The sequence below is a fragment of the Pantoea deleyi genome (genome assembly GCF_022647325.1).
In the GTDB taxonomy this organism is placed as follows: Bacteria; Pseudomonadota; Gammaproteobacteria; order Enterobacterales; family Enterobacteriaceae; genus Pantoea; species Pantoea deleyi.
Window position 1 is genome coordinate 3,453,857 of record NZ_CP071405.1, and the last position, 15,905, is coordinate 3,469,761.

General features: G+C 61.2%; 10 protein-coding genes. 4 read left to right on the plus strand and 6 right to left on the minus strand.

What is annotated here, in order from left to right; all coding sequences use genetic code 11:
* Window positions 1-7 precede the first annotated feature (7 nt).
* The 4 genes from argF (at window position 8) to ridA (ending at window position 3,187) form a co-directional block, all read left to right on the plus strand.
* A complete protein-coding gene (gene argF / locus J1C59_RS16235; RefSeq protein ID WP_128084070.1) occupies window positions 8-1,015 on the plus strand; it encodes an ornithine carbamoyltransferase in 1,008 nt (335 codons plus the stop codon).
* 301 nt (window positions 1,016-1,316) lie between these two features.
* Window positions 1,317-2,252 carry an aspartate carbamoyltransferase gene (gene pyrB, locus J1C59_RS16240; protein ID WP_128084069.1) on the plus strand — a complete coding sequence of 312 codons (936 nt, stop codon included), beginning with the start codon at window positions 1,317-1,319 and terminating at the stop codon, window positions 2,250-2,252.
* Between the two features lie 11 nt (window positions 2,253-2,263).
* Window positions 2,264-2,728: an aspartate carbamoyltransferase regulatory subunit gene (gene pyrI / locus J1C59_RS16245; protein WP_128084068.1), complete on the plus strand. Its 465-nt coding sequence runs from the start codon at window positions 2,264-2,266 to the stop codon at window positions 2,726-2,728.
* 72 nt (window positions 2,729-2,800) lie between these two features.
* Complete coding sequence (ridA, locus tag J1C59_RS16250; protein ID WP_111138546.1) at window positions 2,801-3,187, plus strand: 2-iminobutanoate/2-iminopropanoate deaminase; 387 nt, start codon at window positions 2,801-2,803, stop codon at window positions 3,185-3,187.
* A 50-nt stretch (window positions 3,188-3,237) separates the two neighbouring features.
* Here the strand turns inward: ridA and lplT are convergent, their stop codons facing one another.
* The 6 genes from lplT to J1C59_RS16280 form a co-directional block, all read right to left on the minus strand.
* Window positions 3,238-4,428, minus strand: coding sequence for a lysophospholipid transporter LplT (gene lplT, locus J1C59_RS16255; RefSeq protein WP_128084067.1), 1,191 nt, complete (start codon window positions 4,426-4,428; stop codon window positions 3,238-3,240).
* Window positions 4,428-6,575, minus strand: coding sequence for a bifunctional acyl-ACP--phospholipid O-acyltransferase/long-chain-fatty-acid--ACP ligase (gene aas / locus J1C59_RS16260; protein ID WP_128084066.1), 2,148 nt, complete (start codon window positions 6,573-6,575; stop codon window positions 4,428-4,430). Before aas ends, lplT begins: the two co-directional genes overlap by 1 nt.
* 89 nt (window positions 6,576-6,664) lie before the next feature.
* Complete coding sequence (locus tag J1C59_RS16265) at window positions 6,665-8,032, minus strand: efflux transporter outer membrane subunit (protein ID WP_140916846.1); 1,368 nt, start codon at window positions 8,030-8,032, stop codon at window positions 6,665-6,667.
* A gap of 3 nt (window positions 8,033-8,035) precedes the next feature.
* On the minus strand, window positions 8,036-11,137 hold the full coding sequence (locus J1C59_RS16270; protein ID WP_140916845.1) for an efflux RND transporter permease subunit: 3,102 nt from the start codon (window positions 11,135-11,137) through the stop codon (window positions 8,036-8,038).
* On the minus strand, window positions 11,134-14,376 hold the full coding sequence (locus J1C59_RS16275; protein WP_128086446.1) for an efflux RND transporter permease subunit: 3,243 nt from the start codon (window positions 14,374-14,376) through the stop codon (window positions 11,134-11,136). Before J1C59_RS16275 ends, J1C59_RS16270 begins: the two co-directional genes overlap by 4 nt.
* The gene (locus J1C59_RS16280) at window positions 14,373-15,581 is read right to left on the minus strand and encodes an efflux RND transporter periplasmic adaptor subunit (protein ID WP_128086445.1); all 1,209 of its coding nucleotides are present in this window, start codon (window positions 15,579-15,581) and stop codon (window positions 14,373-14,375) included. Before J1C59_RS16280 ends, J1C59_RS16275 begins: the two co-directional genes overlap by 4 nt.
* Window positions 15,582-15,905: the final 324 nt, after the last annotated feature.

Genomic DNA, 15,905 nt, shown 5'->3' on the forward strand with positions numbered 1-15,905 from the left:
GCGTTGTATGAGTCAGCTGTATCAGCGTCATTTTCTCAGACTTCTGGATTTTACCCCCGCCGAAATCGATTACCTGCTCTCCCTTTCTGCTGAATTAAAACAGGCGAAAAAAAGCGCCAGCGAAGTGCAGTATCTGAAAGGCAAAAACATCGCGCTCATCTTCGAAAAAGACTCGACCCGTACCCGATGCTCTTTCGAAGTTGCCGCTTACGACCAGGGTGCAAACGTCACCTATCTTGGCCCGAGCGGCAGTCAGATCGGCCATAAAGAGTCGATGCGTGACACCGCCCGCGTGCTGGGCCGGATGTACGATGGCATTCAGTATCGCGGCTACGGTCAGGCGCTGGTGGAAACGCTGGCGGAACATGCCGGTGTGCCGGTGTGGAACGGCCTGACCACCGAGTTCCATCCCACCCAGCTGCTGGCCGACCTGCTGACGATGCAGGAGCATCTGCCGGGTAAAAAACTCAGCGAGATGACGCTGGTCTACGTCGGTGATGCGCGCAACAACATGGGGAATACCATGCTGGAAGCCGCCGCCCTGGCCGGTCTGGATCTGCGTCTGGTGGCCCCGAAGAGCTGCTGGCCGGAGGAGGAACTGGTGGCCCAGTGCCGCGAAGTGGCGCAGCAGACCGGTGGAAAGATTACCCTTACCGACGATATTGCCAGTGGCGTGAAAGGCGCCGATTTCATCTACACCGATGTCTGGGTGTCGATGGGGGAAGCCAAAGAGGTCTGGGCCGAGCGGATTGCCCTGCTGCGTGACTATCAGGTCAACCGGGCGATGCTCGATCTGACCGGCAACCCGCAGGTGAAATTCCTGCACTGCCTGCCCGCTTTCCATGACGATCAGACCACGCTGGGCCAGCAGATGGCGGAACAGTACGATCTGCCCAACGGCATGGAAGTCAGCGATGAGGTCTTTGAGTCGCCGCACAGCATCGTCTTCGATCAGGCCGAGAACCGCATGCACACCATCAAAGCGGTGATGGTGGCGACGCTGGGCCAGCGCTGACAGGCCGCGGCCACCGGACGCTGTTCTCACCGGACAGCGTCCGTCGCCATGTCCCGCTGCCGGACACGCACCGGCAACCGGCCCGCAAACGTTTTCCTCTTGCTGCTCCACGACGAACGGGTATAATGCGGCCCAATTTGCCGGAGGAAATATGCGACAGCACAGCGGACAATTTGATGCTCAATCACGCCTGACCGCAGGCGGTGCTGCTGTTTCTTTCGGTCATCGACCCGATCTTAAAAAAGCCCCTTAAGCAGGGGCTTTTTTTTGTCCGCAATCCGGCCGCGCAGAGGAGACAGCTATGGCTAACCCGCTATATCGCAAGCACATTATTTCAATTAACGACCTCAGTCGCGAAGAGCTGGAACTGGCGCTGCAGACGGCGGCGCAGCTCAAAGCCAACCCGCAGCCGGAACTGCTGAAGCACAAGGTGATCGCCAGCTGCTTCTTTGAGGCGTCCACCCGTACCCGCCTGTCGTTTGAAACCGCAATCCATCGTCTGGGCGCATCAGCGGTCGGCTTTGCTGACGGCAGCAACACCTCGCTGGGCAAGAAGGGGGAAACCCTGGCCGACACCATTTCGGTCATCAGCACCTATGTTGATGCGATTGTGATGCGTCATCCCCAGGAAGGCGCGGCCCGGCTGGCGACCGAGTTCTCCAATGGCATCCCGATCCTCAACGCCGGAGACGGTGCGAACCAGCATCCGACCCAGACGCTGCTGGATCTCTTTACCATCCAGGAGACCCAGGGCCGTCTGAATCAGCTGAATGTGGCGATGGTCGGCGACCTGAAGTATGGCCGCACCGTCCACTCGCTGACCCAGGCGCTGGCGAAGTTTGAAGGTAACCGCTTCTTCTTTATTGCGCCCGATGCACTGGCGATGCCCGCCTACATTACCGATATGCTGGATGAGAAGCAGATCCCCTGGTCACGCCACGACAGCTTCGAAGAGGTGATGCCGCAACTCGACATCCTCTACATGACGCGGGTTCAGAAAGAGCGGCTCGACCCGTCAGAGTATGCCAACGTCAAAGCGCAGTTCATCCTGCGGGCGACCGATCTCGGCACGGCGCGCGACAACATGAAAGTGCTGCACCCGCTGCCCCGTATTGATGAGATCACCACCGATGTCGATAAGACCCCCTACGCCTGGTATTTCCAGCAGGCGGGTAACGGCATCTATGCGCGCCAGGCTCTGCTGGCACTGGTTTTAAACAGCGAACCCGCCCTGTAAGGAGAGACCCCATGACTCAGGACAACAAATTGCAGGTCGAAGCGATCAAGCGCGGCACGGTTATCGACCACATTCCGGCGCAGATCGGCTTTAAACTGCTCTCTCTGTTCCGGCTGACCGAAACGGATCAGCGCATTACCATCGGCCTGAACCTGCCATCCGGTGAGATGGGCCGCAAGGATCTGATCAAGATCGAGAACACCTTTCTCACTGACGATCAGGTAAATCAGCTGGCGGTCTATGCGCCACATGCCACGGTCAACCGCATCAATGACTACGAAGTGGTGGCCAAGATCGCCCCGACCCTGCCGGATCACGTTGAGCGGGTGCTGACCTGTCCCAACAGCAACTGCATCAGCCGCAGCGAGCCGGTCTTCTCCAGCTTTGCCGTCAAGCAGCGCGCCGATGATGTGCACCTGAAGTGCAAATATTGCGAGAAAGAGTTCGCCCGCCATGTGGTGCTGGGTCACTGGTAATCGCCCTGTCCGACCTTATAATGGGCCTGAGCGGCGGTATCGCCGCCTGACGACATAATCAAAGGAGCCATGATGTCTCGTGAAATCAGTACTGAAAAAGCCCCTGCCGCTATCGGTCCCTATGTTCAGGGCGTCGATCTGGGCAGCATGATCATTACCTCTGGTCAGATCCCGGTTGATCCGGCGACCGGCCAGGTTGCCGATGACGTTGCCGCACAGGCGCGTCAGTCGCTGGAAAACGTGAAGGCGATTGTAGAAGCGGCGGGTCTGAAGGTGGGCGATATCGTGAAGACCACGGTTTTCGTCAAGGATTTAAATGATTTCGCTACGGTCAATGCGACCTATGAAGCGTTTTTCACCGAACATCAGGCTCACTTCCCGGCGCGCTCCTGCGTTGAAGTGGCGCGTCTGCCAAAAGATGTGAAGATCGAAATCGAAGCGATTGCCGTCCGTCGCTAAGAGGGTACGCCGCCGCCTGCTGTGAACGCCGGCAGGCGGCGGCGCCGTGTTTACCGCTTAGCCGGCCGCCACAGCCACAGCAGCGCTATCGCCAGCGCAAACAGCACACCGAAGCCGATGCCCGTCGCCACCGCAGGCGCTCCCGCCCTGATCGCCAGCGTATAGAGTCCCAGCATGATCAGCATGGCACTGTTCTCACCCAGATTCTGCACCGCAATGGCATTACCAGAGCCGACGCTCTCTTTGCCCCGCGCCTGCAGCAGCGCATTCAGCGGCACTACAAAGAACCCGCCCAGCGCGCCAACCAGCATCAGTATCAGATAAGCATTCAGCAGCGAGTGCTGCAGCGAGAAGACCACAACCATAACGCCAATCAGCACCCCGGCCGGCATACAGCGACGCACGGTCTCCAGCGTCACCAGCTTCGCCGCCGCCGCCGCGCCAATCACAATTCCGATCGCCACCATAGCGTTGAGGGTGGTTGGCGTGGTGTTGTCGCTGATGCCCAGCGCCACCGGCACCCAGAGCACCAGCAGGAAGCGCAGCGTCACGCCTGCGCCCCAGAACAGGCTGGTGCCGAGCAGCGAGAAGCGCGTCTCCGCGTCACGCCACAGCAGCATGACGGCACCCGAGAAGCGGCGTACCATCATGCCCGGCTGCCAGCTCTGACCAGGACGTGCCGCCTGCAGCTTCGGGATAAACAGGTTCGCCATGACAGCGATGCCGTAGGTCAGCGCACAGATCCCCAGCGCCGCCAGAATATGCCAGTCGGCCAGCATCCCGCCCGCCACCGAGCCGAGCAGAATGGCGGCGATGGTTGACGCCTCCATCAGCCCGTTGGCTTTCACCAGCTTGTCGCCGTGCGTGATCTCCCCCAGGATGCCATATTTGGCCGGTGAGTAAGCCGCAGCCCCCGCGCCCACCAGGGTATAGCCGACAAAGGGATTGAAGCCGAAGCAGATCACCAGCGCACCCAGCAGCTTCAGGCTGTTGGCGAGCATCATCACCCGTCCTTTTGCCATGCTGTCCGCCACCTGGCCGACAAACGGCGCCAGCAGAATGTAGGCGGCGACAAACAGCATCTGCAATACCGGCTGGCTCCAGTCGGGATAGAACTGACTTTTCAGTACCGCCAGCGTGGCAAACAGCAGCGCGTTGTCGCCAAAGGCCGAGAAGAACTGGGCGATAATCACGGCGATCATGCCGCGCGACATCAGCGGCGCATTACGATCCAGGCTCATCACGTCTCCTCTTCCGCCATTTTCTTCAGCGTCACGTAATCGGGTTTGCCGCTGCCGAGCAGCGGGAGCTGTTTCACCGCCCGGATATCGCGCGGCAGCGCCAGCTCCGGCGCGCCCAGCTCACGGGCCGCTTTCTGCAGGCTGTCGCGTGCCAGCCCGGCATCGGTAGTGAACAGCACCAGCGCCTCGCCGCGCTGACCATCCGGACGCAGCGAGGCGGCATGCTGTCGGTCCGGCGACGCTTTAAGGGCGATCTGTTCCACAATCTCCAGCGAGACCATCTCCCCGGCGATCTTGGCAAAACGTTTGGCCCGTCCCTGAATCTGGCAGAACCCGCCCTCGTCGAAGCTGACGATATCGCCGGTGTCATACCAGCCCGCTTCCATATTGCCTTCGCCATCGTCGGCAACCGGCGTTTCCAGCACGCCTGGGTTTTCCACCCGCAGGTAGCCCTTCATGATGTTTGGCCCGCGCAGTTGCAGCCGCCCGCCCTGCTCAATGCCCGGCACCGACATCAGACGTGAATCCATGCCCGGCAGAATCCGTCCCACGGTGTGCGCTTTTGTCGCCATCGGTACGTTGATCGCCACCACCGGCGCGCACTCGGTGACGCCATAGCCTTCCAGGATGCGGATGCCATACTTCTCCATGTAAGTCTGGCGGGTCTGCTCCTGCAGTTTTTCTGCGCCCGCGACCACATAGCGCAGACGGGCAAAATCGTAGGGCGCGGCAAAGCGTGCGTAGTTACCCAGGAAGGTGGAGGTGCCGAACAGCACGGTGCAGTTACGGTCATAGACCAGCTCCGGCACGATACGGTAGTGGAGCGGGCTGGGATAGAGAAAGACCTGCGCGCCGGTCATCAGCGGGGTAAAGAGCCCGACCGTCAGGCCAAACGCATGGAACAGCGGCAGCGCCGACATAAACCGGTCGCGCGGCGTGAAGTCTGCCACGGTCCGGATCTGTTCGACGTTGGCCAGCAGGCTTTTATGTGAGTGCACCACGCCTTTAGGGTGGCCTTCCGACCCGGAGGTAAAGAGCACCATCGCGGCGTCTTCCGGCTGCTGAGGCAGCTGCGCACGGCGCGGCATCAGCAGATGGGCGAGGATCCACAGCTTGTCCTTGCCGGTGACGGTCTCTTTCAGATCCTCCAGATAGATCCACTGCACCTCATTCAGCCCCTGCGGCAGATGCCACAGATTGCCCTTCTCCAGGAACTGGCGCGAGGTGAAGACCGTTTTGATCTGCGCGGCGGTCAGCGCCGCCCGCATGCCGTTCACGCCCGCGGTGTAGTTGAGCATCGCCGGTACGCGCCCGCGCAGCGTGGCACCGAAAATCGCCGCCGCCGTGACGGTGGTATTGGGCAGCAGCAGCCCCACCACTTCACGCGGCTGGCTGTAGCGTTCCAGGATACGCCCCACGCCCAGCGACTTCTTCAGCAGGCCGTTGTAGCTGTCGGGTTTGAAATTGACATCTTCGATGCAGCGCTTAAATGCGCCATAACGCGTTCGTGCCGCCAGAAACGCCTCGAACAGGGTTTCACGCGGACGCACCGCCATGCGCGCTTCCATCATCACATGGTGCAGGTGCTCACCGGCCAGCACGCGCCGGTCGCGCGCCCGTTTCGCCTCCGGCATCGGAATACGGGTGGCGGGCAGAATGCTCAGGGTAATGCGCGGGAACAGACGACGTTTAAATACGCCCGCCAGACGGCCAAACGGCGTGAACTCTGCGCCTTCGATGCGCACCGGCACCACGCTGGCGCCGGAACGCGCCGCAACAAAGCCTGCGCCGCTGTAAATCTTCATCAGCGAGCCGGTCACCGTAATCCGGCCTTCCGGGAAGATCACCACCGGACGACCGGTGTCGATCAGCCGGACCAGTTGCTTCAGCGCCATCGGACGCGTCGGGTCCAGCGGCACAAAGTCGATAAAGGGTTTCACCAGGCGCATAAACCAGCTTTCGCTGATGGTGCTATAGATAGCGAAGACCGGCTTGATCGGCAAAAATAGCGCCAGCAATATGCCGTCGAGAAACGACATATGGTTCGGCGTGATCAATACCTTCTGTTTGTTCAGTTCGGTGACATCGCCCCGCAGTTCGACCCGCCACAACAGGCGAAATATCAGGCGCAAAAGTGTGAAAACCATGCCGGCTCCTTAGCATCATGAAAATAGCCCCTCACGATGCAGGATTTAACGCGGTTCGACAACAGAATTATCGGCGTTACGGCGCGACCTCAGGGCGCCTGCCAGCTGCCGCCCAGCGCGGCAATCAGCGCCACGCTGCTGACCCACTGCGTGCTCTGCAGCGTCAGCAAACTCTGCTGCGCACTCAGGCTACTGTTCTCCGTGGTTGCCACATCCAGGTAGTTAATCATGCCCGCGTCATACTGCAGACGCGTCACCCGCGCCGAGGTCTGCGCCGCGTCGGTGGCGCGCTGCTGTGCGGCGATCTCGCCCTGCAGCGTATTCAGCTCTACCAGCTTGTCCTCCACCTCCTGCATGGCCGTCAGCACCGTCTGACGATAGGTTGCGACGCTGGCCTCCCAGCCCGCCCGCGCCTGATCGACCTTCGCTGAGGTCGCGCCCGCGTCGAACAGCGTGCCGCTGAGTTCCGGCCCCAGCGACCAGACGCGGCTCGGCAGCGAGAACAGCGAGTGCAGCACCGACGAACTGACACCCGCGCTGGCGCTCAGGGTAAGATCGGGATAGTACCCGGCCACCGCCACACCCACGGCCGCATTGGCGGCGGCCATATTGCGTTCAGCGTACGCAATGTCGGGACGGCGCTGCAACAGCTCGCCCGGCAGGGCGGCCGGAATCGCGGGCAGCGTAGCGGTCAGCGGCGCGGCGGCCAGACTGAAGTCGGCGGGGGCTTTGCCGACCAGCAGCGCAATGGCATGCTCCATCTGCGCACGCTGCCACTGCTCATCCTGCGCCGAGGCGCGGGCACTCTCCAGTTGCAGCTGCGCCTGTGCCAGAGTGGCACGCGATGCGGTGCCCGCCTGATACTGGCGGCCGATCACGTTCAGGTAGCGCTGATAGGCGTCAACGCTCTGCTGATAGCGTGCGATTTTCTGATCCATGATCCGCAGCTGGAAATAGTCCTGCGCCAGCTCTGACTGGGCGCTCAGGGTGATATTAGCCAGTTCCGCCGCGCTGGCTGAGGCGCTGGCGCGATCCTCCTCCAGCGTACGCCGCAGTTTGCCCCACAGATCCAGCTCCCAGCTGGCGCTCAGCGCCGCCTGATGGCTGCTGCTGGTAGTGATTTGACTGCCGCTGCGCGTTACGCTGCCGTCATAGCCCAGCGAGGGAAACAGCGCCGCGCGTGACTCTGCCGCCAGCGCCTGCGCCTGCCGGTACTGCGCACTGTAGGTCGCTACGTTCTGATTCGACACACTGACCTGACTCAGCAGCCCGCTCAGCGTGGCGTCATGGTAGACCGACCACCATTCGCCTTTGCTTTGCGCATCACGCGGCGTCGCCGGCTGCCAGCCCCGTGCCTCTTTATAGTGAACCGGCATCGCCATCGATGGGCGCTGATAGTCGGGGCCAACGCTGCAGCCAGCCAGCAGCAGCACAATGAACGGGAGATGAGGTTTCATGGTTCAGGATTCCGCATGGCGCAGACGACGCCATTGACGTTGAGTGGCGCGACCCAGACGATCGAGCCACAGATAAACAACCGGCGTGGTAAACAGTGTCAGCAGCTGGCTGAGCGCCAGTCCGCCCGCGATAGCGATTCCCAGCGGACTGCGCAGATCGGCGTCACCGCCGCTGCCCAGCGCCAGCGGCAAGGCACCGAAAAAGGCGGCCAGCGTGGTCATCATGATGGGCCGGAAGCGCATCAGACACGCCTGCGTGATCGCCTGCTGCGGCGACAGCCCCTGCCGCCGTTCTGCGTCGATGGCAAAATCGATCATCATGATGGCGTTCTTTTTCACGATGCCGATCAGCAGGATGATGCCAATCAGCGCAATCAGCGTGAGTTGTGTGTGGGTCAGCAGCAGGAGTAACAGCGCCCCGACGCCCGCTGACGGCAGCGTTGAGAGAATGGTCAGCGGATGGATATAGCTCTCATAGAGGACGCCGAGCACGATATAGACCGCCGCCAGCGCCGCCAGAATCAGCCACGGCATGGTGGCAGTCAGCTGTGAAAACGCGGCGGCGGTACCGGCGAAACCGGCATGAATGGTCGATGGCAGGCCCAGCTTCGCCATTGCCTGTTTAATCCGTTCCTGCGCCTGTTCCAGCGAGACGCCCTCGTTGAGATTGAACGCTACCGTGCTGGTGGCAGACTGGCCCTGATGTGCCACCGACAGCGGCGCATTGCCGCCGCTAAAGCGGGCAAACGCGGCGAGCGGCACCCGGTCACCGCTGTCGTTAATGACATAGAGCTGCTGCAGCGTCTCCGGATTTGCGGTGTCGCTGTCCTGCAGTGACATCACGACATGATACTGATTCAGCGTGTGGTAAAGCGTCGCGATCTGTCGCTGGCTGAAGGCATTGTTCAGCAGCGTATCGAGCATTTTCACGTTGACGCCCAGCCGGGTGGCGCGGTCACGGTCAATTGTCAGCACCACCTCCTGCCCGCCGGTCTGAGAATCAGAGTCCACGCTGTTGAGCTGAGGGATGGCCGCCAGCGCCGCCTGCACCTTCGGCGTCCAGACCCGCAGCAGATCAAGATCGTCAGCCTGCAGGCTGTACTGATAGGTTGCATTAGCGCTGCGCCCGCCAATGTGCAGATCCTGTGCCGCCATCAGGAACATCTGTGCCCCGGCGATATGGCTGGTTTTGCGCGTCAGCCGGTTTGCCACGTCGCTGGCCGTGGCGTCGCGCTGATCAAAGTCCTTCAGCCGCACAAAGAAGTTGGCGCTGTTGCGGGAGCCGAACATCCCGCTGCCCATTGACGACATCACGCTCTGGACCGCCGGATCCGCCTGAATGATTCGGGTAAACATCAGCATTTTTGGCTTCATCGCCTGAAACGAAATGTTCTGATCGGCACGCAACGCGCCCATCAGCAGCCCGGTGTCCTGGTTCGGGAAAAAGCCCTTCTGCACCACGGTAAACAGAAAAACATTCAGCAGCACGGTCAGCAGCAGACTGAGCAGCGTCAGTTTCTGATGGCGCATCACCCAGGCCAGCCCGCGCCCGTAGGCGGCCAGCAGGCGACTCAGCTGGTTTTCAATAAACTGCCAGAGTGGATGCGGCCGCTGGCTGACAGGCGGCCTGGGTTTAAGCAGGCGCGCGCAAAGCATCGGCGTCAGGCTGAGCGAGACAAACAGCGAGATCAGCAGCGACACCGTGAGCGTGACGGCAAACTCACGGAACAGCCGCCCGACAAGGCTGCCCATCAGCAGGATCGGGATGAACACTGCGATCAGCGACACGGTCATCGACAGCACGGTGAAACTCACCTCCTGCGCCCCGCGCAGCGCCGCCCGCAGCGGGCTTAGCCCGCGTTCAATGTGACGGGTGATGTTCTCCAGCACCACGATCGCATCATCCACCACGAAGCCGGTAGAGATAATCAGCGCCATCAGCGACAGATTATCCAGGCTGTACCCCAGCAGATACATCACCGCACAGGTGCCGATCAGCGACACCGGCAACGCCAGTGCCGGAACGATCACCGCCTGCATGTTGCGCAGGAAGATAAACACCACCGCGATGACCAGCAGCACCGCAATCAGCAGCGTCTCTTCGGTGTCATAGAGCGAGGCGCGCACGCCAGGCGAGCGGTCAATCACCACCTTCAGCTGGCTGTCCGCAGGCAGGCTCTTCTCCAGCAGCGGCAACTGCGCTTTGATCGCGTCGATGGTTTCGAGCATGTTAGCGCCCGCCTGACGTTTGATGCCGATCATCACGGCAGGCGTGGCATTCAGAAATCCCGCCTGATAGCGATCTTCTACCGAATCGTAGACGGTCGCGACATCGCGAAGCCGCACCGCCTTGCCCTGCTGCCAGGTAACGATCAGATCGCGATAGCTGGCCGCCTTCTCCAGCTGACCATTGCTGTCCACCAGCCACGACTGACCACTGCCCTGTAAGATCCCTTTGGGCAGATTAGTGGTGCTGCTGGCGACGGCAGTACGCACCGTCTCCAGCGAGATGCCGTAATGGATCAGCTTCCGCGGCTGCAGATCAATCCGCACCGCCGGTAAGGCGCTGCCCATCAGCGACACTTCGCCAACGCCCTGCACCTGCCCCATCGCCTGTTCGATCTTGCTCTCCGCCAGATCGTAAAGTTCGCCAGGCGTGCGGGTGGCGGAGGTCAGCGCCAGCATGACGATCGGCGCGTCCGAGGGGTTTGCCTTGCGATAGGTCGGCAGCGAGGCCATCGCGCTCGGCAGCAGGCTGCGTGCCGCGTTGATCGCGGCCTGCACGTCGCGCGCCGCGCCATTGATGTCGCGGTCCAGCTCAAACTGCAGGATGATGCTGCTGGAACCCTGCGAGCTGCTGGAGGTCATCTCGCTGATACCGGCAATCTGCCCCAGCGCACGTTCCAGCGGCGTAGCGACCGTTGCCGCCATGGTTTCCGGACTGGCCCCCGCCAGGCTGGCGCTGACCATGATAGTCGGGAAATCGACCTGTGGCAGCGGTGCCACCGGCAGCAGCCGGTAGCCCAGCGCGCCGGCCAGCAGGATCGCCAGCGTCAGCAGCAGCGTCGCTACCGGGCGAAAGATAAACAACCGGGTCAGATTCATTGCCCGCTCCGTGCCTGCTGCTGACGGCGTTTCACCCAGGCATTTCCGCGCTGCGCCAGTCCGTCAAACCAGAGGTAGATCACCGGCGTGGAGAAGAGTGTCAGCACCTGACTGACAATCAGCCCGCCGACGATCACCAGCCCCAGCGGCTGCCGCAGTTCGGCACCCGAGCCGGAGGCGAGCATCAGCGGTAGCGCGCCGAGCATCGCCGCCATCGTCGTCATCAGGATGGGCCGGAAACGCAGCAGACAGGCCTGGTGAATAGCCTCACGCGCGCTGAGGTGCTGCTTTTGCTCCGCCTCCAGCGCGAAGTCAATCATCATGATGGCGTTCTTTTTCACGATACCTATCAGCAGGATGACGCCAATCAGCGCAATCAGGCTGAACTCGCTGCCCGCCAGCAACAGCGTCAGCAGCGCCCCTACCGCGGCTGAGGGCAGCGTTGAGAGAATCGTGACCGGGTGAATAAAACTTTCGTAGAGGATGCCGAGCACCACATACATGGTGATCAGCGCGGCCAGAATCAGCCACAGCGTGTTGCCGGTCGCGTTCTGAAATGCCGAGGTTTCACCCTGATAGCGCAGCGTGGTGCTCTCCGGGAGCTGAAGCTGCTGACGCACGTCGGCGATTGCCCGCTGCGCATCCTCCAGCGAATAGCCCGGATTGAGGTTGAAGGAGATCATCACCGCTGGAAACTGATTCAGGCGCATGTGCATCAGCGAGCCCGTGCGCTGATGAATCGTGGCGATGGCGGTGAGCTTCACCATGCCGCTGCGGGCGGATGTCGTGTCAGAAGCCGAAGCGGACGTCGACGTCGATGAAGATGAAGATGAAGATGAAGATGAAGATGTTGATGAAGATGTTGATGACGAAGCGGTGCTGCTGGATGACGTCGTGCTGCTACTGCTGGTGGAGGGCTGCAGCCAGACATTATCAAATGACGCCGGCCCCTGCTGCCAGGCCGGTGCCACTTCCAGCACAACCCGATACTGATTCGACTGGGTAAAAATGGTCGAAACCAGGCGCTGACCAAATGCGTTATAGAGCGCGGTGTCCACGTCCGACGCCGTGATGCCGAAGCGCGCCGCTTTGTCCCGGTTCAGCGCCACGTAAGCGACGCGCCCCTGATCCTGCAGGTTACTCACCACGCCGTTAAACTCGGGCCGCTGCTGCAGTGCCGCCACCAGTTTAGGCGACTCGCGGACCAGATTTTCACTGTCAGCGTCGTCGAGGGTGAACTGATACCGACTCGGCGAGACCTGATCGTTGACCGTGAGATCCTGCGCGGGCTGCAGATAGAGCCGGATACCCGGCACATCAGCGGTCGCCTGGTTCAGCTGGCTGATGACGTCACTGGCGCTGAGGTCGCGGTCACCAAACGGCTTCAGGTTGATCTGTAACCGTCCGCTGTTAAGGCTGGTGTTGGTGCCGTCGATCCCGATGGTCGATGAAACACTCTCCACCGCCGGATTCTTCAGGATCAGTGCCGAGAGCGCCTGCTGTCGCGTCGCCATCGCGTTAAACGAGACATCCTGTGAGGCAACGGTGACACCCTGAATCAGCCCGGTATCCTGAGTCGGAAAGAAGCCTTTCGGCACCATCAGATAGAGCAGTGCCGTCAGCCCGAAGGTCGCCAGCGCCACCAGCAGCGTCAGTTTCTGATGATTCAGCACCACGGTCAGCAGACGGTCATAACCGCGCACCAGGCGGTCAAACAACGCGCCGCCCTTACGGGAAAATCCGGACTGCTGCTCAGGCGGAATGTGGCGCAGCAGATACGCGCACAGCATCGGGGTCAGCGTCAGCGAGACCCCCATCGATACCAGAATCGCCACCGCCAGCGTAATCGCGAACTCTCTGAACAGTCGCCCCACCACATCGCCCATAAACAGCAGCGGGATCAGCACGGCAATCAGTGAAAAGGTCAGCGAGATAATGGTGAAGCCAATCTGCTGTGAGCCTTTCAGCGCCGCCTCCATCGGTGACTCGCCCAGCTCCAGACGCCGGGAGATGTTCTCCACCACCACAATGGCATCATCAATGACAAAACCGGTGGCGATGGTCAGCGCCATCAGCGACAGATTATTCAGGCTGAAGCCCGCCAGATACATCACGCCAAAGGTGCCGACCAGCGACAGCGGCACCGCGACGCTGGGGATCAGCGTGGCGGCAACGTTCCGCAGGAACAGGAAGGTCACCATCACCACCAGCGCAATCGACAGCATCAGCTCAAACTGCACGTCGCTGATTGAGGCGCGAATGGTCTGGGTGCGGTCGGAGAGAATGGTCATCTTCACCCCATCCGGCAGCGCTGCCTGCAGTGCAGGAAGCTGCGCCCTGATGTTGTCCACCACCTGAATCACGTTCGCGCCGGGTTGACGCTGTATACCGATCACAATCGCAGGCTGGTTATCAGCCCATGCCGACTGGAAGCTGTTCTCCGGCCCCTGTTCGATATGGGCGATATCTTTCAGGCGCAGCGCCGCACCATTTTCGTAAGTCAGGATCAGGTTGCCGTACGCGTCGGCGGTACGCAGCTGATCGTTGGCGTCGATAGTGACCGAATGATATTTGCCGTCAAAGCCGCCTTTGGAGCCATTGACGTTGCTGTTGCCGATCAGCGTATTCACCGCCTCCAGCGTCAGATGATGCGCCGCCAGCGCCTGCGGGTTCATCTGCACCCGAATCGCAGGCTGATGGCCGCCCGCCAGTGTCACCATCCCGACACCGGAAATCTGCGACAGCTTCAGCGCCACCCGGGTATTCACCAGGTCCTGCACCTCAGTCAGCGGCAGCGTGCCGGAGCTGGCTGCCAGCGTCACGACCGCGCTGTCCGCCGGATTGACCTTTTTGTAGGTCGGCGGATTGGGCAGATCGTCAGGCAGCAGGTTATTTGCCGCATTGATCGCCGCCTGCACCTCCTGCTCGGCGACATCCAGCGACAGCTCCAGGCTGAATTTCAGGGTAATGATCGACGCGCCGCTGGCGCTGGTCGAGCTCATCTGGCTCAGCCCCGCCATCTGCCCTAACTGGCGCTCCAGCGGTGACGTAACCGACGACGACATCACATCCGGGCTGGCACCCGGATAGAGTGTGGTGACCTGAATCGTGGGATAGTCCACCTGCGGCAGCGCCGAGGTCGAGAGGAATTTACAGGCAAAGATGCCCGCGATCAGCACGCCGACCATCAGCAGAATGGTCGCGACCGGACGCAGAATAAACAGGCGTGACGGATTCATTTCGGCTCAGTACCGGCAGCGGAAGCCTCATCGGCCAGTGACACCTTACTGCCGCTGGTCAGACGATCGATCCCTTCGGTCACCAGCCGATCCCCCGGTGAAACGCCGCTGAGGATCGCCTGCTGATCGTCTCCGAACGCCGGGCCGGTGGTGACCGCTTTGCGCGTCACGCGGTTGTCCTGATTGATCACAAAGACAAAGCTACCGTCGCTGCTGAGCTGCAGCGCCTGCGCCGGGATCACCGTTGCGCCTTTCAGTATCCGGGTCTGCAGCCTGATATTCACAAACTGATTAGCAAACAGTGACTCATCCCGGTTGGCGAACACTGCTTTTAGCGCCACGGTGCCGGTAGCGGTATCGATCTGGTTACTGATGAACTTCACTTCCCCCTGGGCGAGCGGATGCTGGTTGTCCTGGTCGAACAGCGTGGCGGGCAGGCTCTGCCCCTGATGCAGTGCGCTGACCAGCGCCGGAATGTCACTCTGCGGCACGCTGAACGTCACGGCGGCGGGCTGCATCTGGGTGATGGTCACCAGGCCGGTGCTGCTGGCGCTCTGCACCATGTTGCCGGGATCGACCTGACGCAGACCGACGCGCCCGCTGACCGGAGCGGTGATGCGGGCATACTCTATGCTCAGCTTCGCACTGGCGATCTGCGCCTGATCGGCGGCAACAGCGCCACGATATTGCCCGACGGTGGCAATCTGGCTATCCAGATCCTGCCGCGCCAGCGCATCCTGTGCCGCCAGTTTGCGGTAGCGCGCCAGCGTCAGCTCGGCACTTTTCAGCAGCGCCTGGTTTTCGCTGAGTTCAGCCTGATACTGGTTCAGCGTCGCCTGATAACTGCGCGGATCGATCTGTGCCAGCAGCTGCCCGGCGCTGACCTTCTGCCCTTCGGTAAAGAACACCTGTTCCAGCTGACCGTCAACGCGGCTGGTCACCGTCACGCTGGCGTTGGGGATCACCGTGCCGAGCGCATTCAGCCACACCGGCACATCCGCCGTGCTGGCGACACCGCTGTGAACCAGCGTGGCACCGCCGCCCATCATGCCAGCCGCACCCGGTCTGCCCGATGGCATTCTCTCATCCGGCCCGTGCCCCGACGACAACAGACGCCAGATAACGCCAGCGACAATCGCGATCACCAGTAACAGAAGCAGCCATTTAAGCCCGGAGGAACGTGCGGGGCGAGAAAGGTGAGTCATCGTCGAACTCTTCAGATAAGCAGAAAAAGAAATCCCGGAACGTGCGGAATGCGGCAGTGAAAACCGGCTGTGGCGCGCAAAAAGCGCCAGGCTTCACGGCGGCCATTATCAGTGAAAGGCGACGCGCCTTTCTATCGGCAAACAGTCAGGGTTTTGTTAAGAACGATGATGATTTAACGGCAGCTGAAGCAGCGTAGAAGGCGGGACCGGCAGAGAGGCAAAAAAAACCCACGCTTCTGCGTGGGTTGGTGTAATAACAGGGATCTCACTGCCGAAGCAGTGTTGTTTTCACACCCATCAATACCTCTGGGACCGCTATCCTCG

Excerpts from the sequence above, each read along its gene's own strand:
- argF (WP_128084070.1), top strand. The coding sequence starts at position 8 with ATGAGTCAGCTGTATCAGCGTCATTTTCTCAGACTTCTGGATTTTACC.
- pyrB (WP_128084069.1), top strand. The coding sequence starts at position 1,317 with ATGGCTAACCCGCTATATCGCAAGCACATTATTTCAATTAACGACCTC.
- pyrI (WP_128084068.1), top strand. The coding sequence starts at position 2,264 with ATGACTCAGGACAACAAATTGCAGGTCGAAGCGATCAAGCGCGGCACG.
- ridA (WP_111138546.1), top strand. The coding sequence starts at position 2,801 with ATGTCTCGTGAAATCAGTACTGAAAAAGCCCCTGCCGCTATCGGTCCC.
- lplT (WP_128084067.1), bottom strand. The coding sequence starts at position 4,428 with ATGAGCCTGGATCGTAATGCGCCGCTGATGTCGCGCGGCATGATCGCC.
- aas (WP_128084066.1), bottom strand. The coding sequence starts at position 6,575 with ATGGTTTTCACACTTTTGCGCCTGATATTTCGCCTGTTGTGGCGGGTC.
- J1C59_RS16265 (WP_140916846.1), bottom strand. The coding sequence starts at position 8,032 with ATGAAACCTCATCTCCCGTTCATTGTGCTGCTGCTGGCTGGCTGCAGC.
- J1C59_RS16270 (WP_140916845.1), bottom strand. The coding sequence starts at position 11,137 with ATGAATCTGACCCGGTTGTTTATCTTTCGCCCGGTAGCGACGCTGCTG.
- J1C59_RS16275 (WP_128086446.1), bottom strand. The coding sequence starts at position 14,376 with ATGAATCCGTCACGCCTGTTTATTCTGCGTCCGGTCGCGACCATTCTG.
- J1C59_RS16280 (WP_128086445.1), bottom strand. The coding sequence starts at position 15,581 with ATGACTCACCTTTCTCGCCCCGCACGTTCCTCCGGGCTTAAATGGCTG.